Annotated in this window: 20 protein-coding genes; 13 read left to right on the forward strand and 7 right to left on the reverse strand. The window is 57.0% G+C overall.

Annotation, left to right across the window (positions count from 1 at the left end; translation table 11 throughout):
* The first annotated feature begins 46 nt into the window (after nucleotides 1–46).
* The 5 genes from bglX (at nucleotide 47) to NQ230_RS07950 (ending at nucleotide 6,243) form a co-directional block, all read left to right on the forward strand.
* Complete coding sequence (bglX, locus tag NQ230_RS07930) at nucleotides 47–2,344, forward strand: beta-glucosidase BglX (protein ID WP_121425335.1); 2,298 nt, start codon at nucleotides 47–49, stop codon at nucleotides 2,342–2,344.
* A 147-nt stretch (nucleotides 2,345–2,491) separates the two neighbouring features.
* Nucleotides 2,492–3,409, forward strand: coding sequence for a glycine betaine ABC transporter substrate-binding protein OsmF (osmF, locus tag NQ230_RS07935; RefSeq protein WP_257260689.1), 918 nt, complete (start codon nucleotides 2,492–2,494; stop codon nucleotides 3,407–3,409).
* Nucleotides 3,410–3,421: 12 nt separating this feature from the next.
* Complete coding sequence (locus NQ230_RS07940; protein ID WP_159514560.1) at nucleotides 3,422–4,579, forward strand: ABC transporter permease; 1,158 nt, start codon at nucleotides 3,422–3,424, stop codon at nucleotides 4,577–4,579.
* Entirely contained in the window at nucleotides 4,572–5,522 is a 951-nt protein-coding gene (locus NQ230_RS07945) for an ABC transporter ATP-binding protein (RefSeq protein WP_257260690.1), read from the forward strand. Before NQ230_RS07940 ends, NQ230_RS07945 begins: the two co-directional genes overlap by 8 nt.
* Nucleotides 5,506–6,243: an ABC transporter permease gene (locus NQ230_RS07950; protein WP_064672827.1), complete on the forward strand. Its 738-nt coding sequence runs from the start codon at nucleotides 5,506–5,508 to the stop codon at nucleotides 6,241–6,243. The genes NQ230_RS07945 and NQ230_RS07950 overlap by 17 nt, the downstream gene beginning before the upstream one ends.
* Here NQ230_RS07950 and NQ230_RS07955 read toward each other — a convergent pair.
* Together NQ230_RS07955 and mlrA are read right to left on the reverse strand one after the other, a co-directional pair.
* Complete coding sequence (locus tag NQ230_RS07955; protein WP_008500895.1) at nucleotides 6,218–6,331, reverse strand: protein YohO; 114 nt, start codon at nucleotides 6,329–6,331, stop codon at nucleotides 6,218–6,220. The two genes, NQ230_RS07950 and NQ230_RS07955, sit on opposite strands and share 26 nt — an antisense overlap.
* A 69-nt stretch (nucleotides 6,332–6,400) precedes the next feature.
* Nucleotides 6,401–7,141: an HTH-type transcriptional regulator MlrA gene (gene mlrA / locus NQ230_RS07960; RefSeq protein WP_159515655.1), complete on the reverse strand. Its 741-nt coding sequence runs from the start codon at nucleotides 7,139–7,141 to the stop codon at nucleotides 6,401–6,403.
* 217 nt (nucleotides 7,142–7,358) lie between these two features.
* On the opposite strand from mlrA, the gene NQ230_RS07965 reads away from it, so the two are divergent.
* From NQ230_RS07965 to NQ230_RS07975, 3 genes are read left to right on the forward strand one after another with little or no spacing between them, the layout of a single operon-like run.
* On the forward strand, nucleotides 7,359–9,044 hold the full coding sequence (locus NQ230_RS07965) for a sensor histidine kinase (protein WP_032642882.1): 1,686 nt from the start codon (nucleotides 7,359–7,361) through the stop codon (nucleotides 9,042–9,044).
* On the forward strand, nucleotides 9,038–9,757 hold the full coding sequence (btsR, locus tag NQ230_RS07970) for a two-component system response regulator BtsR (RefSeq protein WP_023312443.1): 720 nt from the start codon (nucleotides 9,038–9,040) through the stop codon (nucleotides 9,755–9,757). Before NQ230_RS07965 ends, btsR begins: the two co-directional genes overlap by 7 nt.
* 46 nt (nucleotides 9,758–9,803) lie before the next feature.
* Nucleotides 9,804–10,274 carry a YehS family protein gene (locus NQ230_RS07975; RefSeq protein WP_058686259.1) on the forward strand — a complete coding sequence of 157 codons (471 nt, stop codon included), beginning with the start codon at nucleotides 9,804–9,806 and terminating at the stop codon, nucleotides 10,272–10,274.
* Nucleotides 10,275–10,384: 110 nt separating this feature from the next.
* On the opposite strand, the gene metG is transcribed toward NQ230_RS07975, so the two are convergent.
* The gene (gene metG, locus NQ230_RS07980; protein WP_159514558.1) at nucleotides 10,385–12,418 is read right to left on the reverse strand and encodes a methionine--tRNA ligase; all 2,034 of its coding nucleotides are present in this window, start codon (nucleotides 12,416–12,418) and stop codon (nucleotides 10,385–10,387) included.
* A gap of 137 nt (nucleotides 12,419–12,555) precedes the next feature.
* Here metG and apbC point away from each other — a divergent pair, with 137 nt between their 5' ends.
* Nucleotides 12,556–13,665: an iron-sulfur cluster carrier protein ApbC gene (apbC, locus tag NQ230_RS07985; protein ID WP_029740176.1), complete on the forward strand. Its 1,110-nt coding sequence runs from the start codon at nucleotides 12,556–12,558 to the stop codon at nucleotides 13,663–13,665.
* A 92-nt stretch (nucleotides 13,666–13,757) separates the two neighbouring features.
* Here apbC and NQ230_RS07990 read toward each other — a convergent pair whose 3' ends face one another.
* Together NQ230_RS07990 and NQ230_RS07995 are read right to left on the reverse strand one after the other, a co-directional pair.
* Nucleotides 13,758–14,213 (reverse strand): GNAT family N-acetyltransferase, encoded by a 456-nt coding sequence (locus tag NQ230_RS07990; RefSeq protein ID WP_233469847.1) that lies wholly within the window; start codon nucleotides 14,211–14,213, stop codon nucleotides 13,758–13,760.
* Nucleotides 14,188–14,520 carry an RcnB family protein gene (locus NQ230_RS07995; protein ID WP_257260691.1) on the reverse strand — a complete coding sequence of 111 codons (333 nt, stop codon included), beginning with the start codon at nucleotides 14,518–14,520 and terminating at the stop codon, nucleotides 14,188–14,190. The genes NQ230_RS07990 and NQ230_RS07995 overlap by 26 nt, the downstream gene beginning before the upstream one ends.
* Before the next feature lie 487 nt (nucleotides 14,521–15,007).
* Here NQ230_RS07995 and NQ230_RS08000 point away from each other — a divergent pair, with 487 nt between their 5' ends.
* The 4 genes from NQ230_RS08000 (at nucleotide 15,008) to NQ230_RS08015 (ending at nucleotide 19,368) form a co-directional block, all read left to right on the forward strand.
* Nucleotides 15,008–16,147: a polysaccharide export protein gene (locus NQ230_RS08000; protein WP_257260692.1), complete on the forward strand. Its 1,140-nt coding sequence runs from the start codon at nucleotides 15,008–15,010 to the stop codon at nucleotides 16,145–16,147.
* Nucleotides 16,147–16,596, forward strand: coding sequence for an arsenate reductase/protein-tyrosine-phosphatase family protein (locus tag NQ230_RS08005; RefSeq protein WP_306671195.1), 450 nt, complete (start codon nucleotides 16,147–16,149; stop codon nucleotides 16,594–16,596). Before NQ230_RS08000 ends, NQ230_RS08005 begins: the two co-directional genes overlap by 1 nt.
* Complete coding sequence (locus tag NQ230_RS08010) at nucleotides 16,596–18,776, forward strand: polysaccharide biosynthesis tyrosine autokinase (protein ID WP_257260695.1); 2,181 nt, start codon at nucleotides 16,596–16,598, stop codon at nucleotides 18,774–18,776. Before NQ230_RS08005 ends, NQ230_RS08010 begins: the two co-directional genes overlap by 1 nt.
* A 76-nt stretch (nucleotides 18,777–18,852) precedes the next feature.
* Nucleotides 18,853–19,368, forward strand: coding sequence for a protein disulfide oxidoreductase (locus NQ230_RS08015; RefSeq protein WP_193939445.1), 516 nt, complete (start codon nucleotides 18,853–18,855; stop codon nucleotides 19,366–19,368).
* Between the two features lie 35 nt (nucleotides 19,369–19,403).
* Here NQ230_RS08015 and NQ230_RS08020 read toward each other — a convergent pair whose 3' ends face one another.
* On the reverse strand, nucleotides 19,404–20,870 hold the full coding sequence (locus tag NQ230_RS08020; protein WP_063957654.1) for a pyridoxal phosphate-dependent decarboxylase family protein: 1,467 nt from the start codon (nucleotides 20,868–20,870) through the stop codon (nucleotides 19,404–19,406).
* An 18-nt stretch (nucleotides 20,871–20,888) separates the two neighbouring features.
* Nucleotides 20,889–22,265, reverse strand: a complete 1,377-nt coding sequence (locus tag NQ230_RS08025; RefSeq protein WP_257260698.1) for a diaminobutyrate--2-oxoglutarate transaminase — start codon at nucleotides 22,263–22,265, stop codon at nucleotides 20,889–20,891.
* Between the last annotated feature and the right edge of the window lie 171 nt (nucleotides 22,266–22,436).

The following is a 22,436-nucleotide window of genomic DNA, read 5'->3' on the forward strand; positions in this document are numbered from 1 at the left end:
TATGGCCGAGATCGTCCGGCGGTTATTGATGAGAGAGTAAAACGACATGAAATGGCTATGTTCTGTAGGTGTCGCCGTCAGCCTGGCGCTGCAACCTGCGCTGGCAGAGGATTTGTTTGGCAATCACCCGCTCACGCCTGAAGCACGGGACGCGTTTGTCACGGAATTGCTCAAGAAAATGACGGTTGATGAGAAAATCGGCCAGCTGCGTCTTATCAGCGTCGGCCCGGATAACCCGAAAGAGGCCATCCGTGAGATGATCAAAGACGGGCAGGTAGGGGCGATTTTTAATACCGTCACCCGCCAGGATATCCGCAAAATGCAGGATCAGGTGATGGACCTCAGCCGCCTGAAAATTCCGCTGTTCTTCGCCTATGACGTGGTGCACGGCCAGCGTACCGTCTTCCCCATCAGCCTCGGCTTAGCCTCCTCCTTTAATCTCGATGCGGTGAAAACCGTCGGGCGCGTGTCCGCCTATGAAGCGGCGGACGACGGTCTGAACATGACCTGGGCGCCAATGGTGGACGTCTCGCGCGATCCGCGCTGGGGCCGCGGCTCGGAAGGCTTTGGTGAAGATACGTATTTAACCTCCACGATGGGTAAAACCATGGTGGAAGCGATGCAGGGCAAAAGCCCGGCGGATCGCTACTCGGTGATGACCAGCGTCAAGCACTTCGCGGCCTATGGCGCGGTGGAAGGCGGTAAAGAGTACAACACCGTCGACATGAGCCCGCAGCGCCTGTTCAACGACTACATGCCGCCGTACAAGGCAGGGCTAGATGCTGGCAGCGGCGCGGTGATGGTCGCGCTGAACTCGCTGAACGGCACGCCTGCGACGTCCGATTCCTGGCTGCTGAAAGACGTGCTGCGCGACCAGTGGGGCTTTAAAGGCATCACCGTTTCTGACCACGGCGCGATTAAAGAGCTGATTAAACACGGTACTGCCTCCGATCCGGAAGACGCCGTGCGCGTGGCGCTCAAGTCCGGCATCAACATGAGCATGAGCGACGAGTACTACAGCAAATACCTGCCGGGGCTGGTGAAGAGCGGCAAGGTCACGATGGCGGAGCTGGACGATGCCGCGCGCCACGTGCTGAACGTGAAATACGACATGGGGCTGTTTAACGATCCATACAGCCACCTGGGGCCGAAAGATTCTGACCCGGCAGATACCAACGCTGAAAGCCGTCTGCACCGCAAAGACGCGCGTGAAGTGGCGCGCGAAAGCCTGGTGCTGCTGAAAAACCGCCTCGACACGCTGCCGCTGAAAAAATCCGGCACCATTGCCGTGGTGGGCCCGCTGGCCGACAGCAAGCGCGACGTGATGGGCAGCTGGTCTGCCGCGGGCGTGGCCGATCAGTCCGTGACCGTGCTGACCGGGATCAAGAGTGCCGTGGGTGAAAACGCGAAAGTGGTGTACGCCAAAGGGGCGAACGTCACCAACGATAAAGACATCGTCACCTTCCTCAACCAGTACGAGGAAGCGGTGAAGGTCGATCCGCGCACGCCGAAGGAGATGATTGACGAGGCGGTGAATACCGCGAAGCAGTCTGACGTGGTGGTCGCGGTCGTGGGCGAGGCGCAGGGTATGGCGCACGAGGCCTCCAGCCGTACCGATATCACCATTCCGCAGAGCCAGCGCGATCTAATCGCCGCCCTGAAAGCCACCGGCAAGCCGCTGGTGCTGGTACTGATGAACGGGCGTCCGCTGGCGCTGGTGAAAGAGGATCAGCAGGCTGACGCTATTCTGGAAACCTGGTTCGCCGGTACCGAAGGCGGTAACGCCATCGCCGACGTGCTGTTTGGTGATTACAACCCGTCGGGCAAGCTGCCGATGTCCTTCCCGCGTTCCGTCGGGCAGATCCCGGTCTACTACAGCCACCTCAACACTGGTCGCCCGTACAACGCCGACAAGCCGAACAAGTACACGTCCCGTTACTTCGACGAAGCTAACGGCCCGCTGTATCCGTTTGGTTACGGTCTCAGCTACACCACCTTCAAGGTCTCTGACGTGAAAATGTCGGCACCGAGCCTGAAGCGTGACGGCAAAGTTACCGCCAGCGTTGAGGTGACCAACACCGGCGAGCGCGAAGGGGCAACGGTGATTCAGATGTACGTGCAGGATGTCACCGCCTCGATGAGCCGTCCCGTGAAGCAGCTGCGCGGCTTCGAGAAGGTCAACCTGAAGCCTGGCGAAACCCAAACCATCAGCTTCCCGATTGACGTGGATGCGCTGAAGTTCTGGAACCAGCAGATGAAATACGATGCGGAACCGGGCAAGTTTAACGTCTTTATCGGGGTGGATTCCGCCCGCGTGAATAAAGGCGAGTTCGAGCTGCTGTAACCTTTCCCTCCTTTGCATCCCCCGTCCTGCGGGGGATGCGTCTTACCTTATGCTAAAAAGGCATTTTGACGGTTAATTCGGCCGTTTTAAGCTACGCTTTTCTCTCAAGCCTCTGAAAAAGGCAGCAAAATAAATGAGGATAGTAGAATGACGATTGCAAAGGGGATGTTGGGATCTGCGGTGCTGCTGGCGGCGCTGAGCCTGCCGTTACAGGCGGCGGAGCCGGTAAAAGTGGGCTCAAAGATCGATACCGAAGGGGCGCTGCTCGGCAATATTATTTTGCAGGTGCTGGAAAGCCACGGCGTGAAAACCGTCAATAAAATTCAGCTCGGCACCACGCCCGTCGTGCGCGGGGCGATCACCTCCGGCGAGCTGGATATCTATCCGGAATATACCGGCAACGGCGCGTTCTTCTTCAAACAAGAAAACGATCCTGCATGGAAAAACGCTAACGCCGGGTATGAGAAAGTCAAAAAACTCGACGCGGAACAGAACAAGCTGGTCTGGCTGACGCCGGCCCCGGCCAACAACACCTGGACTATCGCGGTGCGCAAGGACGTGGCGGAGAAAGGTAAGCTGACCTCGCTTGCGGATCTCAGCCGCTATCTGAAAGAGAAGGGCGACTTTAAGCTCGCTGCGTCCGCGGAGTTTATCGAGCGTCCTGATGCGCTCCCGGCGTTCGAAAAAGCCTACGACTTCAAGCTCGACCAGGCGCAGCTGCTCTCGCTGGCGGGCGGGGATACCGCGGTGACCATCAAAGCGGCGGCGCAGCAAACCTCTGGCGTTAACGCGGCCATGGCCTACGGCACCGACGGCCCGGTGGCGGCGCTCGGCCTGCAAACCCTGACCGATCCTAAAGGCGTACAGCCGATTTACGCCCCGACCCCTGTCGTGCGTGAGGCGGTGCTGAAAGCCTATCCGGAGATTGCCGACTGGCTTAAGCCGGTCTTCGAAAAACTGGATGAAAAAACGCTGCAGCAGCTGAATGCCAGCATTGCCGTCGAGGGGCTGGATGCCAAAAAAGTGGCCGCCGACTTCCTGAAACAACAAGGGCTTGTGAAGTAACGGGAAAGGGCTGTGCCAATAAAATGTCATAACCGCGTACTGCTGCTGCTGGCCTGCGTGGCCATCGCGGCGGTCGCGCTGCCGTTTGTAAATGTCGCCCCTAACCGCCTGATGTCAGGGGAGGGGCGCTATCTCTGGGAAGTGTGGGCGTTCACGCCGTGGTGGCTGGCGGCGGCGCTGGCCGCGTGGGTTGCGCTTTCGCTCTGGCAAGGGCGCACGGCGCAGTGGCTGACGCTGCTCCTCGCTGAAGGGCTGTTTATCCTCCTCTTCTGGGGAGCCGGGCAGGCGGCGACGCATATGGCGTCGGCGGAAAGCCCGCTGGCGAGAACCACGGTGGGCAGCGGCCTCTGGCTGTGGCTGGCACTGTGTCTGCTGGCCAGCAGCGATGCCATTCGTCGACTCATCTCCAGCGCCGTCTGGCGCTGGGTGCTCAACGCGCAGATATGGTGCATTCCCTTGTTCCTGCTGTTCAGCGGGGAGCTGAACAATCTTTCGCTGCTAAAAGAGTACGCCAACCGTCAGGAGGTGTTTGATGATGCCCTGGCGCAACACCTGACGATCCTCTTCGGCACGCTGATCCCGGCTCTGCTGATCGGTATACCGCTCGGCATGTGGTGCTATCGCCATCCTTCACGCCAGGGCGGGGTCTTTGCCGTACTCAACGTGATCCAGACCATTCCTTCCGTCGCGCTGTTTGGCCTGCTGATTGCCCCGCTGGCCGGGCTGGTGAAGTCATTCCCGGCGCTGGGAACGCTCGGCATAGCCGGAACGGGGTTAACCCCCGCGCTCATCGCGCTGGTGCTGTATGCGCTGCTGCCGCTGGTGCGCGGCGTGGTCGCGGGTCTGGGCCAGGTCGCGCCGGATGTGCTGGAAAGCGCCCATGCGATGGGGATGAGCGCACGGCAGTGTTTCTGGAAAATTCAGCTCCCGCTGGCGCTGCCCCTGCTGCTGCGCAGCCTGCGGGTGGTGGCGGTACAAACCGTCGGCATGGCGGTGATTGCGGCGCTGATTGGCGCGGGCGGCTTTGGCGCGCTGGTGTTCCAGGGGCTGCTGAGCAGTGCGCTCGATCTGGTGTTATTGGGCGTGGTTCCCACGATTGCGCTGGCGGTTGTCGTCGACGCGCTGTTTGCCTTATGGCTCGCGCTGCTCAGGAGAAGAGCCAATGATTGAATTTCATGATGTCAGTAAAACCTTTGCCGGCCGTCCGGCGGCGAGCCATCTGAACCTGAACTTTGCCGAGGGGGCGTTTTCCGTGCTGATTGGCACCTCGGGCTCGGGAAAATCCACCACGCTGAAGATGATCAACCGGCTGGTTGAGCATGACAGCGGGTTGATCCGCTTTGCCGGAGAAGAGATCCGCAGCCTGCCGGTATTGGAGCTGCGTCGCCGGATGGGGTATGCCATTCAGTCTATCGGCCTGTTTCCGCACTGGACGGTGGCGCAGAACATCGCCACCGTGCTGCAGCTGGAGAAATGGTCGCGGGCAAAAATCGCTGACCGGGTGGATGAGCTGATGTCGCTGTTGGGGTTAGAGCCCGCACTGCGCGATCGCTATCCGCACCAGCTTTCCGGAGGCCAGCAGCAGCGCGTGGGCGTGGCGCGCGCGCTGGCGGCCAACCCGCAGGTGCTGCTGATGGATGAACCCTTCGGCGCGCTGGATCCGGTCACGCGCGGGGCGCTGCAGGCGGAGATGACCCGCATTCACCGCATTCTCGGACGCACGATCGTTCTCGTGACGCACGATATTGATGAAGCCCTGCGCCTGGCCGACCATCTGGTGCTGATGGATCATGGCGAAGTGGTGCAGCAGGGCTCGCCGCTTGAGCTATTAACATGGCCGAAGAACGACTTTGTGCGCGAGTTTTTTGGCCGCAGCGAGCTGGGCGTGAGGCTGCTCTCCCTGCGGACGGTCAGCGACTATATGCGTCGGGAGGAGCTCCCGGTGAGCGGCGAACCGCTGCAGGCGCAGATGAGCCTGCGGGATGCTCTCTCCGCGTTTGTCGCGCGGCAGTGCGAGGTATTGCCCGTCTCGGACTCAAGCGGGGCGCCGTGCGGAACCTTACATTTTCGCGATCTGCTGGCCGGGGAGGTGACGCGTGAAGGCACTGCGTGATCCGCTCCTCTGGCTGGTAGCGCTCTTTGTCGCCTTACTGTTTCTGATGCCCCACAGCGCGGCGCTGTTTAACGCCCTTTTTCCCGGGCTGCCGCGGCCGGTCTATCAGCAGGAGAGCTTTATTAATCTCGCCCTGGCGCATCTCTGGCTGGTGGCGCTCTCAAGCGTCATCGCGGTTGTGTTGGGGGTAGGGGCAGGCATCGCAGTTACGCGGCCCGCGGGCAAGGAGTTTCGTCCGCTGGTAGAGACAATAGCGGCCATTGGTCAGACGTTTCCCCCGGTGGCGGTGCTGGCGATAGCGGTTCCGGTGATGGGCTTTGGCCAGCAGCCCGCCATTATTGCGCTGATTTTATACGGCGTACTGCCGGTTCTGCAGGGCACGCTGGCGGGTCTCGCGGCGGTACCGGCGTCGGTGCTAAGCGTGGCTGAAGGGATGGGGATGAGTCGCGGCCAGCGGCTGCGCAAGGTTGAACTGCCGCTTGCGGCACCGGTTATCATTGCCGGGATCCGCACGTCGGTGATTATTAACATCGGGACGGCGACCATTGCGTCTACGGTCGGTGCCAATACGCTGGGAACGCCGATTATTATCGGCCTGAGCGGGTTTAATACGGCTTACATCGTGCAGGGGGCTGTGCTGGTCGCGCTGGCGGCAATCGTCGTCGATCGCCTTTTTGAGCGGCTGGCGCTGTACCTCAGCCGACACCGCCGCGAACAATAAACGAGTATCCTGCCAGCATCACGCCGCCGATACCGCTCACGGCCATCAGGACAAAAAGGGTAATAATGGCCAGTTTGGTTGCCTTCATCATGTGCTCCTGTTGTTAACGGAACAATTATACGGTGAAGCGCAGCTGTTAATGAACCATTAAATGCCGTTATGGCTCATCCGGACCAAGGGAATAAACCGGGTAACCATTCTCTCGCCACTCCGTCAGCAGCTGTTGCTGCGTAGCGGAGGGCACTTCACCACACCAGACCAGCAGGGTCTGGCCGTCGAAAAACTCGGGCTTAAGCTGCGCCAGCGAGTGCGCCAGGACATCCACGCGCCAGCCCTTCTGGGTCGCAATCCACGCTTCCAGCCACAGGCGGGTGGTATCGTGCACGTTCCAGCCGACCACCAGCGCATCTTTTCCGGCTTTGTTCTTCGCCGAGGCAAGGCAGACGGCAATGTAGTTGATCAGCACCCCGTCGAGCATGCTGAGCAGCGCCTGCAGGGTGGACTGCTGGCACTGCAGGCGTCGACGGAGCGGAATGAAGAGATGGTTGATCAGCGTCTGTGCCGGATAATCGCGGCCTTGCTCTTTTATCCATGCGCGCAGGCGCTGAAGATTGCCCGCCTGCAGGAGTCGCAGCAGGGTTTCCTGCTGTTCGCGCCAGAGGTGCTGCGTGTCCGGATCGTCGTGGCTCAGCAGGGACTTCACCTTGCCGACCTGCACCCCGTTGTCGATCCAGCTTTTAATTTCGCGAATGCGGTCGATATCGGCCTCATTGAAAAGGCGATGCCCACCGTCGGTCCTCTGCGGTTTGAGTAATCCATACCGTCGCTGCCACGCCCGTAGGGTAACGGGATTGATATCACAAAGGAGTGCCACTTCACCTATTGTGTAAAGCGCCATATTCGCCCCCTGGCTTACGCGTCCCCAGCTTAACTGTAGACTCACTTTGGCGAACCAGGAAGGATTGATTGATTTTTGAACAAACAATGCGAAGCATGCGCGATATTCAGAAAAAGGTGTGATAACGGACACGATTTTGCGCTTTTTTGGGATGCTTCAAAGAAAGTAAACCCGCATCAGTGTATGTTACGCGTTTTTAGCGTGTGCGGTTTTGAGTATGTACGAGTTTAATCTGGTGCTGCTGTTGCTTCAGCAGATGTGCGTGTTCCTTGTCATTGCCTGGCTGATGAGCAAAACGCGCCTGTTTATCCCGCTGATGCAGGTCACCGTACGTCTGCCGCACAAATTCCTCTGTTACGTCGTATTTTCCATATTTTGCATTATGGGGACCTGGTTTGGTCTCCATATCGAAGACTCTATTGCCAATACGCGCGCGATCGGCGCGGTGATGGGCGGGCTGCTGGGCGGTCCCGTCGTCGGTGGCCTTGTCGGTTTAACCGGAGGGCTGCATCGCTATTCCATGGGCGGGATGACGGCGCTCAGCTGTATGATCTCGACGATCGTGGAAGGGCTGCTCGGCGGGCTGGTGCACAGCTACATGATCAAACGCGGCCGCCCGGATAAAGTCTTTAGCCCGCTCACCGCCGGTGCCATTACCTTTGTGGCCGAAATGGCGCAGATGGCGATCATTCTGCTCATTGCCCGTCCGTTTGAAGATGCGCTGCACCTGGTCAGCAGTATTGCCGCCCCGATGATGGTAACCAACACCGTGGGCGCGGCGCTGTTTATGCGTATTCTGCTCGACAAGCGCGCCATGTTTGAGAAGTACACCTCGGCGTTTTCCGCCACGGCGCTGAAGGTCGCCGCCTCAACCGAAGGGATCCTGCGTCAGGGGTTTAACGAAGAGAACAGCATGAAGGTCGCGCAGGTGCTCTACAAGGAGCTGGATATCGGCGCGGTGGCCATAACCGACCGCGAGCGGCTGCTGGCCTTTACCGGCACCGGGGACGATCACCATCTGCCGGGTAAACCGATCTCCTCAGCCTACACGCTGCGCGCCATTGAAACCGGCGAGGTGGTGTATGCCGACGGTAACGAAGTGCCTTACCGCTGTTCGCTGCATCCACAGTGCAAGCTGGGCTCCACGCTGGTGATTCCGCTGCGCGGGGAAAACCAGCGGGTGATGGGCACTATCAAGCTGTACGAGGCGAAAAACCGTCTGTTCAGCTCGATCAACCGCACGCTGGGGGAGGGGATCGCCCAACTGCTGTCAGCGCAAATTCTCGCCGGGCAGTATGAACGGCAGAAAGCGCTGCTGACGCAGTCCGAAATTAAGCTGCTGCATGCCCAGGTCAACCCGCATTTCCTTTTCAATGCCCTCAACACGCTCAAAGCGGTGATTCGCCGCGACAGCGATCAGGCCGCGCAGCTGGTGCAGTTTCTGTCGACCTTTTTCCGCAAGAACCTGAAGCGGCCGTCCGAGATCGTCACCCTCGCCGATGAGATTGAGCACGTAAATGCCTATCTGCAGATTGAGCAGGCGCGTTTCCAGTCGCGCTTGCAGGTGACGCTCTCCGTTCCGGACGAGCTGGCGTATCAGCATCTCCCGGCCTTTACCCTGCAGCCTATTGTCGAAAACGCCATTAAACACGGCACGTCACAGCTTCTGGGGACAGGGGAGATAACCATTGCCGCCAGCCGTTTTAACCACCATCTGGTGCTGGACATTGAAGATAATGCCGGGCTTTATCAGCCTTCCGCCTCCGGCGGTTTAGGGATGAGCCTGGTGGATAAACGCCTGCGCGCGCATTTCGGCGATGACTGTGGCATTACCGTCGCCTGTGAGCCAGACCGATTTACCCGTATTACCGTACGACTGCCGCTGGAGGAAAACGCATGTTAAGAGTGCTGATTGTGGATGACGAGCCGCTGGCACGGGAAAACCTGCGCGTTCTGCTGCAGGAGCAGCCTGATATTGAGATTGTGGGGGAGTGCGCGAACGCCATTGAGGCCATCGGAGCGGTTCACAAGCTTCGCCCGGACGTGCTGTTCCTCGACATTCAGATGCCCCGCATCAGCGGGCTGGAGATGGTCGGCATGCTCGACCCGGCGCATCGCCCCTACATCGTGTTCCTGACGGCGTTTGATGAATATGCCGTTAAGGCCTTTGAGGAGCACGCGTTTGACTATTTACTCAAGCCGATTGAAGAGAAGCGTCTGGAAAAAACGCTCACCCGTTTACGCCAGGAGCGAACCGTACAGGACGTCACGCTGCTGCCGGAAAACCAGCAGCCGCTGAAGTTTATCCCCTGCACCGGGCACAGCCGAATCTATCTTCTGCAGATGGATGATGTGGCGTTTGTCAGCAGCCGCCTGAGCGGGGTGTTTGTCACCAGCGCGGAAGGGAACGAAGGGTTCACCGAGCTGACCCTACGCACGCTGGAGAGCCGCACGCCGCTGATCCGCTGCCACCGCCAGTATCTGGTGAACATGGCGCACCTGAAGGAGATCCGCCTGGAAGATAACGGCCAGGCCGAGCTGGTGCTGCGTGCCGGGCAAACGGTACCCGTCAGCCGTCGCTATCTGAAGAGTTTGAAAGAGGCGATTGGCCTTTAAAACTGGTACACTGCGCGCCATTGCATCATCGACATTCGAAGGCTCTATGCTAAGTAACGATATTCTTCGTAGCCTGCGCTACACTCTGAAAGCAAACAATAACGACATGGTGCGCATTCTTGCGCTGTCGGACATGGAATCCACGTCTGCCGGTTTCGATACCTGGATGACCAAAGAAGACGAAGAGGGGTTTGTCCGCTGCCCGGATATTATCCTTTCTGGCTTCCTGAACGGCCTTATCTACGATAAGCGCGGCAAAGATGAGTCTGCGCCAGAGCTGGCGCTGGAGCGTCGCGTGAACAACAATACGGTGCTGAAAAAGCTGCGCATCGCGTTCTCGCTCAAAACGGACGATATTGTGGCGATCATGACGGAGCAGAAATACCGCGTGTCCGTGCCGGAAGTGACCGCCATGATGCGCGCGCCGGATCATAAAAACTACCGCGAGTGCGGCGACCAGTTTCTGCGTAATTTCCTGCGTGGGCTGACCCACCGGGTGCATCATCCGAAGGGGTGATTTTTAGCCGGGTGGCGGCTTCGCCTTACCCGGCCTACAAAACCCGTAGGCCCGTGCAAGCGTAGCGCCGCCGGGCAAAAAAAAGCCGGAGACACTCTCCGGCTTTTTTGTTATTTCACCTGCTGGCCCGGCTTCGCGCCTTCGTCTGGGCTTAACAGGAAGATATCTTTTCCGCCAGGGCCTGCGGCCATCACCATCCCCTCGGAGATACCGAAGCGCATTTTGCGCGGTGCCAGGTTCGCCACCATCACGGTCTGACGACCGATCAGCACCTGCGGGTCCGGATACGCTGAGCGGATGCCGGAGAAGACGTTACGCTTCTCGCCGCCCAGATCCAGCGTCAGGCGCAGCAGCTTGTCAGAACCTTCCACGAACTCCGCGTTCTCGATAAGCGCCACGCGCAGGTCGACTTTGGCGAAATCGTCAAAGGTAATGGTTTCCTGAATCGGATCGTCCGCCAGCGGGCCGGTAACCGGTGCCGCAGCCGCCTTCACCTCTTCTTTAGACGCTTCCACCAGGGCTTCAACCTGCTTCATCTCGATGCGGTTGTACAGCGCCTTGAAGGTGTTCACCTTGTGGCCGAGCAGCGGCTGCGCCATGGCATCCCAGGTCAGTTCAGTGTTCAGGAACGCTTCAGCACGGGCTGCCAGCTGCGGCAGAACCGGCTTCAGGTAGGTCATCAGCACGCGGAACAGGTTGATGCCCATGGAGCAGATGGCCTGCAGGTCGGCATCGCGGCCTTCCTGTTTCGCCACCACCCACGGCGCCTGCTCGTCGACATAGCGGTTCGCCAGGTCAGCCAGGGCCATGATTTCACGTACCGCTTTGCCGAACTCGCGCGCTTCCCAGGCTTCGCCAATGGTCGCCGCCGCGTCGGTAAAGGTTTGGTACAGGGCAGGGTCAGCCAGTTCGGCCGCCATCACGCCGTCAAAACGCTTGGCGATAAAGCCCGCGTTACGGGACGCCAGGTTCACCACCTTGTTGACGATGTCCGCGTTCACGCGCTGCACGAAATCTTCCAGGTTCAGGTCGATATCGTCGATGCGGGAAGAGAGTTTCGCGGTGTAGTAGTAGCGCAGGCTGTCCGCGTCGAAGTGGTTCAGCCAGGTGCTGGCTTTGATGAACGTCCCACGGGATTTGGACATCTTCGCGCCGTTCACCGTCACGTAGCCGTGTACGAACAGGTTGGTTGGCTTGCGGAAGTTGCTGCCTTCCAGCATCGCCGGCCAGAACAGGCTGTGGAAGTAAACGATGTCTTTACCGATGAAGTGATACAGCTCGGCAGTGGAATCTTTCTTCCAGTATTCGTCGAAGCTGACGGTATCGCCACGCTTGTCGCACAGGTTCTTGAAGGAGCCCATGTAGCCGATTGGCGCGTCCAGCCAGACGTAGAAGTATTTGCCCGGCGCGTTCGGGATTTCGAAGCCGAAGTACGGCGCATCGCGGGAGATATCCCACTGCTGCAGGCCGGATTCGAACCACTCCTGCATTTTATTCGCCACCTGCTCCTGCAGCGCGCCGCTGCGGGTCCACGCCTGCAGCATTTCGCTGAAGGACGGCAGGTCGAAGAAGAAGTGCTCGGAGTCACGCATCACAGGCGTGGCGCCGGAAACCACGGATTTCGGCTCGATAAGCTCGGTCGGGCTGTAGGTCGCGCCGCACACTTCGCAGTTATCGCCGTACTGGTCCGGGGATTTACATTTCGGACAGGTGCCTTTGACGAAACGGTCCGGCAGGAACATGCCTTTTTCAGGATCGTACAGCTGAGAGATGGTGCGGTTTTTGATAAAACCGTTCTCTTTCAGACGGGTGTAGATCAGCTCCGACAGCTCGCGGTTTTCGTCGCTGTGCGTGGAGTGATAGTTGTCATAGCTGATGTCAAAGCCAGCAAAATCAGTCTGATGCTCCTGACTCATTTCGGCAATCATCTGCTCCGGGGAAATCCCCAGCTGCTGCGCTTTCAGCATGATCGGCGTGCCGTGGGCATCGTCCGCACAGATGAAATTAACCTCGTGGCCGCGCATTCGCTGGTAACGGACCCAGACATCAGCCTGGATATGCTCCAGCATGTGGCCGAGGTGGATTGAGCCGTTGGCGTACGGCAGGGCGCACGTTACCAGAATTTTTTTCGCGACTTGAGTCATAGTAGGCATTACTTCTTTTAACTGTGAAAAGGGTTTTTGATATTACCAAAAGGGGCATTATTAAGTAAGCACAAACCACGGCCTTTCAGGTAAACTTGTTCTTCTAAGGTCTTATTCACAAGAACAAAGGAGTCGGGATGAGTTCTCAATCCCAGGCCAAATCACCGGAAGCCTTACGAGCAATGGTCGCCGGGACGCTGGCTAACTTTCAGCATCCAACCCTGAAGCACAATCTCACTACGCTGAAAGCGTTACACCATGTTGCCTGGCTGGACGACACGCTGCACATTGAGCTGCAGATGCCGTTCGTCTGGACCAGCGCCTTTGACGCGCTGAAAGAGCAGACCAGCTCTGAGCTGCTGCGCATTACCGGTGCGAAGGCGATTGACTGGAAGCTGAGCCACAGCATCGCCACGCTGAAGCGCGTGAAAAACCAGCCTGGCGTGAACGGCGTGAAAAACATCATTGCCGTCAGTTCGGGCAAGGGCGGGGTAGGGAAATCCTCTACCGCCGTAAACCTGGCGCTGGCGCTGGCGGCGGAAGGGGCAAAGGTCGGTATTCTGGATGCGGATATCTACGGCCCGTCTATTCCGAACATGCTGGGCGCGGAAAACCAGCGCCCAACCTCGCCGGACGGCACCCACATGGCGCCAATCATGGCGCACGGTCTCGCGACCAACTCCATCGGTTATCTGGTGACCGACGATAACGCGATGGTCTGGCGCGGCCCGATGGCCAGCAAGGCGCTGCTGCAGATGCTGCAGGAGACAATGTGGCCGGATCTGGATTATCTGGTGCTGGACATGCCGCCGGGCACCGGTGACATTCAGCTGACGCTGGCGCAAAACATTCCGGTCACGGGTGCGGTCGTCGTCACCACGCCGCAGGATATCGCGCTGATCGACGCCAAAAAAGGCATCGTGATGTTCGAGAAGGTGGAAGTGCCGGTGCTCGGTATCGTCGAGAACATGAGCATGCACATCTGCAGCAACTGCGGTCACCACGAACCTATTTTCGGTACCGGTGGCGCAGAAAAACTGGCCGCGAAGTATCATACCCAACTGCTGGGACAGATGCCGCTGCACATTACCCTGCGTGAAGATCTGGACAGCGGAAAGCCGACGGTGGTCAGCCGTCCGGACAGCGAATTTGCGGAAATGTATCGCCAGCTGGCGGGACGCGTTGCGGCGCAGCTCTACTGGCAGGGCGAAATCATCCCAGGGGAAATCGCGTTCCGCGCGGTGTAATTCCTCTTCGCTTAGTGCCGGGTGGCGGCTTCGCCTTACCCGGCCTACGAAATGCGGTTTTGTAGGTCAGGTAAGCGAAGCGCCACCTGACTTTACCCAAGCCGATAATGCATCAAATAATACTCTCCGTCCGGAGAATTACCCGTCGCCTCAATGTGCCAGCCGTGTCGCTGGTAAAACGCAATAGCCCGCGCATTCTTCACCAGACACTTTAGCGAACCCGTACTGGTAAACGTCTTCTGTACGTGTTCAAGCAACTCGTGCCCGACGCCCAGGCTTTGATACTGTGGATCGACAAAGAGGTTGTGCAGGAAATTATCGTTTGTCCAGACGGAGGCAAAGCCCAGGCGATGCCCGTTCTGAACAGCAACCCAAATCACTTCGTCACGGGTTGCCGCGTCAAAGTCTTCCAGCTGCCAGTCTGCACTCTCCAGCCATGGCCAGGCTTCGCGCCGGGCGTGGAGGTAGAGCGTGCGCAGGAAAGGACGGTCACTTTCCTGCCAGGGGCGAATCAGGATTGCGTTAGCGGTGATAGAAAATATCTCCATTGTAGGCTTTGTAAATCTTGCCATCAGCATCGCCAATCAGCACGTAATTCTCACCCATATAGGTCCAGTGGGTTCCGGCATCCGGCGCCGGCAGGTTACGCAGCTGGTACTGTTTGATGGTGTACTCCGGCGTTTGATACTGCGCCGGTGCCGTGTCGCCAATCTTGAATTTCGTAAAGTCAGCGATGAACTCATGTTCTTCGTAGGCCTTGATGCCAGATGGCGCAGCGGCCGTTTGCGGGGCAGCGAATGCGGAGCCCGCCAGAGACAGTAATACACCCAGAAGCAGCAATTTACGCTTAGCCATTTTTTCTCCAGTGATATTGTTACAGATACTTTTCGTCTGCGGGTCGTGCAAAGCGGAGCAGACGGTCCATTTTAAGTATCAACGCAGGGTATGTTTGAAAAAAAATGTAACAAAAGTGGACGGTTTTGCGTAGTCGAATGGGATGATGTTTATCACTATGGTGAATATTGTCTGTGCTTAATATTTTTAATATTTATTATTTCATTAATCAATTCTGAAAATAACTTTTCACATCAAAATTGGACTGCTCTGCGAATGCTTTCCCACTAAAGAAGATTTAATATTGCCTTCGTGTAAAGCGGGCTTGCTTCCGTTTTCTTTTACAGGGTTGAGTATTACTTTTGTTTTTTAGAAAGCAGTTTGATCACGTTTTACAATGCCAGAATTTCATATTGCATAAGAATAAGCAATTAAATTTCATTAAGTTAGATGAAGTCTCTTTGCAAGCTTGATGATGAACGCAACGTTAAAAAGAAATATTTATATAATGAAAGCTACAACTGCATTTTCGCTGTTATTTCTTACTGTTAGTCAATTAACAGGGTGTGTATTTTCCCCCGGCCAGAATTTGAGTGTATCCGGGAAAAAAGTCATTGCTGCGGAAGACGCCAATTATCAGCTTGAAAAGCGCGTGGAAATTTTTCCTCTGACGCCGGGATTGATTGAAAAACTGCGTCCGGCCGTATCGAAATCTCAGTCAAATCCTAATCTGGATGAGCAGATCAAAAACTGGGAATACCGCATTGGCACAGGCGACATCCTGACGGTCACCGTCTGGGATCACCCGGAATTAACGACGCCCGCGGGGCAATATCGTAGTGCGAGCGATGCCGGTAACTGGGTCAACGCCGATGGTACGCTCTTTTATCCCTACGTCGGTAAACTGCGGGTGGCGGGAAAAACGGTTTCACAGGTACGTGAAGAGATTACAACGCGACTGGATAAGGTCATTGAGAGCCCGCAGGTGGACGTCAGCATTGCCGCCTTCCGTTCGCAAAAAGCCTACGTTACCGGAGAGGTCGAAAAATCGGGCCAGCAGCCCATAACCAATATTCCGCTGACGGTGATGGATGCGGTCAACGCCGCTGGCGGTCTTTCAGCGGATGCCGACTGGCGTAACGTCGTGCTCACGCATGATGGCCAGGACTCCCGTCTTTCGCTCTATGCGCTGATGCAGCATGGCGATTTGACTCAAAATAAGCTGCTTTATCCTGGCGATATCCTGTTTATTCCCCGCAACGACGCGCTGAAGGTGTTCGTGATGGGCGAGGTGGTTAAGCAGAGCACGCTTAAGATGGATCGTAGCGGCATGACGCTGGCCGAAGCCCTGGGGAATGCCGGGGGGCTTAACCAAAATATGGCCGATGCAACCGGCATTTTTGTTATTCGACAGGTAGCGAAAAAAGGCGACACGGACAAAATTGCCAACATCTATCAACTGAATGCGGAAGACGCCTCAGCCATGGTGCTGGGTACGGAATTCCAGCTGGAACCGTATGACATTGTCTACGTTACCACCGCACCGTTATCACGCTGGAATCGCGTGATTACCCAACTGGTGCCTACCATCAGCGGCGTTCATGACCTGACCGAAACCGTTCGTTACATCAGATCGTGGCCGCAGTAATGTTCCAGTCAATCTTAGTGGTCTGCACCGGCAATATTTGCCGTTCACCGATGGGTGAGCGGCTGTTGCGTCAGCAATTACCCGGCCAGCAGGTGACCTCGGCAGGGATTTTGGGGCTTGAAGGGCATCCCGCAGATGCGACTGCGCAGGCTGTGGCCCGGCGTCATGGTGTTTCGCTGGAGGGGCACGTTGCCCGCAAGGTGACGCGCAGCCTGTTGCAAAAATCCGATTTGATTCTGGTCATGGAGCCGGAACATCTCCGTTACATAGCTGCTATGGCCCCGGAGAACCGGGGAAAATCGCTCCTCTTTGGACAATGGCTGGAAACCAGGGACATTCCCGACCCGTATCACAAAAGTCGTGAAGCCTATGAATATGTTTTCGAGCAATTAGGAAAAGCCAGTCAGGAATGGGCTCGTCGTTTGAGTCAACAAGGAATGAAGCAGTAATGTCGTCTTCAAAATCAGAAAAATATAGTGCTGCAACGTCGCAGAATAATGAGATCGATCTTCTTCAGCTGCTTGCTGAGATGTTTGATAACCGCGTGACGATCGCGTGCGTCACGCTCCTGCTTACGGTATGTGCGGGGATCTACGCGTTCAGCACCACGCCAGTTTATCAGGCTGATGCCCTGGTACAGGTTGAAGCGAAGCAGGACAACTCGCTGCTCAAGAACCTGACCGCGTTCGGGTCCGATCTCTCGCCCGACGTCGCGCCAGAACTTTTACTCCTTAAATCACGAATGATCCTGGGAGAAACCGTCGATCGGTTAGGGCTGACGTACAGCGTTAAACGGCACGTGTTGCCTGTCATCGGGACCTTATGGGAAAAGGTTCTGGGACGTAAATCCGATAAAATAACGATTGGCGCGCTGACTATTCCTCTTCTGGAAGGGAAGCCACAAACGCTTTTACTCACCGTTCAGGAGCAAGGGCGGTATCGTCTTGAGGGAAAAACGCTTGAGGCAGAGGGCGTCGTGGGTAAAACCCTGGCTAAAGACGGCATATCGCTTCTGGTGACATCCCTCAGCGCGGAACCCGGCACCCGGTTTACCCTCGAAACCGTCACAAGGCTTGACGCGATCAACGCCATTCAAAACAGGCTTACGGTTGTAGAGTCGGCGAAACAGAGCGGTATGATCGCATTAACGTTAACGGGTGAAGACCCCGGCAAGATTGCCACGGTGCTTAATACGATTGCTGAAAATTTTCTTAGCCAGAATGTTGCGCGCCAGGAAGCGAAAGATTCCCGCAGCCTCACGTTCTTACAGGATCAATTACCTAAGATCAGCCGGGAACTGGATGAAGCCGAAGCACGACTGAATGCCTACAGAGAGCAGCGCGATTCTGTCGACTTGTCTCTGGAGGCAAAGTCGGTGCTCGATCAGGTGGTTAACGTGGAAAACCAGCTTAACGAGCTGACGTTTCGCGAAGCAGAGGTTTCCCAGCTTTTCAAAAAGGACCATCCCACCTACCGCGCTTTGCGGGAGAAGAAACAAACGCTTGAGCGTGAGCGCGCGCGTCTGAATAGCCGCGTCTCATCCATGCCTTCCACGCAGCAGGAAATCTTACGCCTGAGTCGTGACGTTGAATCCGGGCGTACCATCTACCTGCAGCTGCTGACGCGTCAGCAAGAGCTGAGTATCTCGCGCTCCAGCGCTATCGGCAACGTGCGGATTATTGACCCGGCCGTGACGCAGCCGGCCCCAATCAAGCCGCGCAAAGCGCTCATTATCGTGCTGGGTATGCTGATGGGCTTGATGCTCTCTGCCGGAACGGTTTTAGTGCGCTCAGCCTTTAAGCGGGGCATTACCTCGTCTGAACAGCTGGAAGCGCAGGGGATACCGCTTCTGGCGACGCTCCCGCGCTCGGTGTGGCTCTGGAAAAAAACGCACCTGCGCAGGAGAAACCTGTTTGCTTCCCACTGGAAGCACAGGACGTCGAACATCCCTTTTCTGCCCGTTGACCGTCCGGCAGATATGTTTGTCGAGGCGGTGCGCGGGCTGCGCACCAGCCTGCATTTTACCATGATGGATGCCGCAAACCGGATCGTCGTGGTGTCTGGCCCCACGCAGGACTGCGGAAAGACGTTGGTCAGTACGTCACTGGCGTCGATTGCCGCTCAGGCTGGACAGCGAGTGCTGTTTATTGATGCGGATATGCGCAAGGGATATGTCCACAACGTTTTCAAACTGAGCAATCATCGGGGACTATCCAGCGTGCTTGGAGGCGCCGTTGAGTGGCAGGAGGCAATTCAACGCGTCGAGAAAGGCGGTTTTGATGTATTGACCTGCGGACCCCAACCTTCGCATCCCGTTGAGCTGCTGATGAGCGAACGCTTCCAGGCTATGGTGTCGCAGATAGACAACCATTATGACATCGTGATTGTCGACACCCCCCCTGTGCTTGCCGTGACGGATGCCTTGCTGATAGCCAGAGCAGCGGCTACCACGCTGCTGGTTGCCAGGTTTGGTAAAACCAGCGTCAAGGAGATCGAGAACTGCCTGAAGCGTCTGCAGCAAATGGGTGTGCAGGTGAATGGCGCGATCCTCAATGATATCGTGAAATCGGCAGCGCTCTATTACAACTCGGGATATAGCCATTACGACTACGGCTATACCCAGGAGTAAACCTGGCGCGACACTTCTTTACAGCGTGATGGCGTATTGCCCGTTAAGATGACCTTCGTTAAAACATGAGGTCACAATGGATAACCGCAAAATCAGTCGACTGCGCCGCTGGGCGCGGGAAGGGATCATACTCGTTCTGCTGACGCTGGCCGTGGTATGGGGTGTAGATCGATATCGTAAACCGACACTCCCCGCCAGTTTTAGTGCGACACCGATGCAGAGCATCGACGGCAACATTCACGATATCGCGGCGCTCAGCCAGGAGCGTCCGCTGCTGATTTACGTCTGGGCCACCTGGTGCAGCATATGCCGTTACACGACGCCTTCCGTTAATCAACTGGCAGAAGAGGGCGGGAACGTGTTGAGTATTGCCATGCGTTCCGGTGATAACGCAAAGCTTGCGCGCTGGGTTGAAAAGAAACAGCTGAAAATGCCGGTGATAAACGATGAAAACGGCGCGCTGTCGCAGCAGTGGCAGGTGAGCGTAACGCCGACAATAGTGATTGTGTCGAAGGGTAATGTGGTCAGTACCACGACGGGCTGGACGAGTTACTGGGGATTAAAAACCAGGATGTGGTGGGCAGGGCTTTAAAATAACCCCTCTCCCGGCGGAAGAGGGGTGTTGTATTACTTCGCCAGAACTTCCTGCGCGGTGCGCTCAACCAGAGACAGCAGGATTTTAATATCTTCCAGCGTCACGGTTGGGTTCAGCAGCGTCAGCTTCAGGCAGGTGACGCCGTTATGCTCGGTCACACCGACGTTCGCACGGCCGGATTCCAGCAGCGCATCACCAATTTTCTGGTTCAGCAGGGCGATGCCCGCGTCGTCCATCTGCACCTGTCCGCGGAAGCGGAACAGAACGCTTGCCAGCTGTGGCTGCATAACCAGCTCCAGAGCAGGCTGCTCCTTCACGTAAGCCGCAACCTGCTGTGCCAGCGTTACGCCGCAATCGATAATCGCCGCGTACTGCTCCTGACCCAGCGCTTCCAGGCTCATCCACAGCTTCAGCGCGTCGAAACGACGGGTGGTCTGCAGAGATTTGGACACCAGGTTAGGCACGCCTGCCTCTTCGTCGAACTCAGAGTTCAGGTAGGCCGCCTGATAGCGCATCAGCTCATAGTGACGCGCTTCTTTCAGCAGGAACGCGCCGCAGCTGATGGTCTGGAAGAACTGCTTGTGGAAGTCCAGGGTGACGGAATCCACCAGCTCGATGCCGTCCAGGTAGTGACGATACTGCTCAGACATCAGCAGCGCGCCGCCCCAGGCCGCATCAACGTGTACCCAGATGTTCTGCTTCGCGGCCAGCTCTGCAATCGCACGCAGCGGGTCGATAGCACCGGCATCGGTGGTACCTGCTGTCGCGACGATCGCCAGAATCTGCTCGCCGTTTGCATTGCACTGTTCAATTTTCGCCGCCAGATCGGTCAGATCCATGCGGGAGAATTCGTCCGTTTTCACCTGCACCACGGACTGGTAGCCCAGCCCCATCAGCGCCATGTTTTTCTGCACGGAGAAGTGTGCGTTTTCGGAGCACAGTACGCGAATTTTGCGCAGATCGCCTACCAGACCGTCCTGCTGAACGGAGTGACCCTGACGCGCGAAGAACGCATCGCGAGCCAGCATCAGGCCCATCAGGTTGCTCTGGGTGCCGCCGCTGGTGAAGACACCTGCGTCGCCGGCCTGATAACCCACGCGGGTACGCAGCCACTCGATCAGTTTGATCTCGATAATGGTTGCGGACGGGCTTTGATCCCAGGAGTCCATACTCTGGTTAGTGGCGTTGATCAGCACTTCCGCCGCCTGGCTTACCACCAGGCTTGGGCAGTGCAGGTGCGCCACACACTGCGGGTGATGAACGGACAAGCTGTCTTTCAGGAAGAACTCCACGGCGCGTTCAATCGCCGCTTCGTTGCCCAGCCCCTTCGGGTTGAAATCCAGCTTAATACGGTCGCGCAGTTCCGCGACCGTTTTGCCCTGGTACATCTCAGGCTGTTTCAGCCACTGCATCACAGCCTGAGTGCTTTGTTCAATCGCCTGCTGGTAAGCTTCAATGCTCTGCGCAGAGGAGAACAAAATTGGGTTTGAATCAGACATCGTAATCAATAACTCCGGTTACGCCGGGCGAACGCCCGCAGCAAGCAGTGCCTGCTCAAATTTATCCAGGAAGATTTTCAGCTCTTCGTCGCTGATCAGCAGAGACGGCAGCAGACGCAGAACGATACCGTTACGGCCACCGCGCTCCAGAATCAGACCGGCTTCGAAGCACTTCTTCTGAATCAGTGCAGACAGCTCGCCGTCGCCCGGGAAGCAGCCCATGTGGTCAGCGGCTTCGTGTGGCTTAACGATCTCAATACCGATCATCATGCCCAGACCGCGCACGTGGCCGATCACCGGATAGCGTTTCGCCATCTCTTTCAGCTGGCCTTTCAGCCATTCGCCCTGTGCAGCCACTTTGCCTGCGATGTTCTGGTCTTTCAGGATTTTCAGCGTCGTCAGACCGGTTGCCATCGCCAGCTGGTTGCCGCGGAAGGTACCGGTGTGGTGACCTGGCGCCCATGCATCGAACTGCTTTTTGATACCGAGCACGGCCAGTGGCAGACCGCCACCCACTGCTTTAGACATCACGATGATGTCTGGCTCAATGCCAGCGTGTTCGAAGGCGAAGAATTTACCGGTACGGGCAAAGCCAGCCTGAACTTCGTCGAGGATCAGCAGAATGCCGTGTTCCTGAGTCACTTTACGGATGCGCTGCAGCCACTCAGCCGGAGCCGGGTTCACGCCGCCTTCGCCCTGAACGGCTTCCAGAATCACCGCTGCAGGTTTACGCACGCCGCTTTCAACGTCGTTGATCAGGTTATCGAAGTAGTAAGTCAGCGCTTTCACGCCCGCTTCACCACCGATACCCAGCGGGCAACGGTACTCGTGCGGGTAAGGCATGAACTGGACTTCTGGCATCATACCGTCAACCGCTTCTTTCGGAGACAGGTTGCCGGTCACGGACAGCGCGCCGTGGGTCATACCGTGGTAACCACCAGAGAAGCTGATGATACCGCTACGACCGGTCACTTTTTTCGCCAGCTTCAGCGCCGCTTCAACGGCGTCAGCACCGGATGGGCCGGTGAACTGCAGGCAGTACTCTTTGCCCTGACCAGGCAGCAGAGAGAGCAGGTATTCAGAAAACGCGTCTTTCAGAGGCGTAGTCAGATCCAGGGTATGTAACGGCAAGCCGCTGGTAATGACATTTTGGATGCTTTTCAGCACATCAGGATAGTTATGGCCAAGCGCAAGGGTCCCCGCGCCTGCTAAACAGTCAAGGTATTCTTTATTGTCTGCATCGGTGATCCACACGCCTTCTGCTTTAGTGATGGCTAAAGGCAGTTTGCGCGGATAACTCCTGACGTTAGATTCAAACTCGGCCTGACGGGCCAGATAGGTTTCGTTGCTTTTGTGGGCATCTACGGTGTCAATACGGACTTTATCCGTCATCATATCACTCCTACAACCGCCGCTTCGTTATGAGCCACGATTGAATAAAAAGTTAAAAAACAGATGGGGGCCTGAAAAAAACGCCGCCAATATAGAGCCTTTTGCCACGGGGCTCAATGGTTAATTTGTTTACTGTTTTGTGACACGGGGCTGTGGGGAGAAATTATCCCCATT

The sequence above is a fragment of the Enterobacter asburiae genome (assembly GCF_024599655.1).
Lineage (GTDB): Bacteria > Pseudomonadota > Gammaproteobacteria > Enterobacterales > Enterobacteriaceae > Enterobacter > Enterobacter asburiae_D.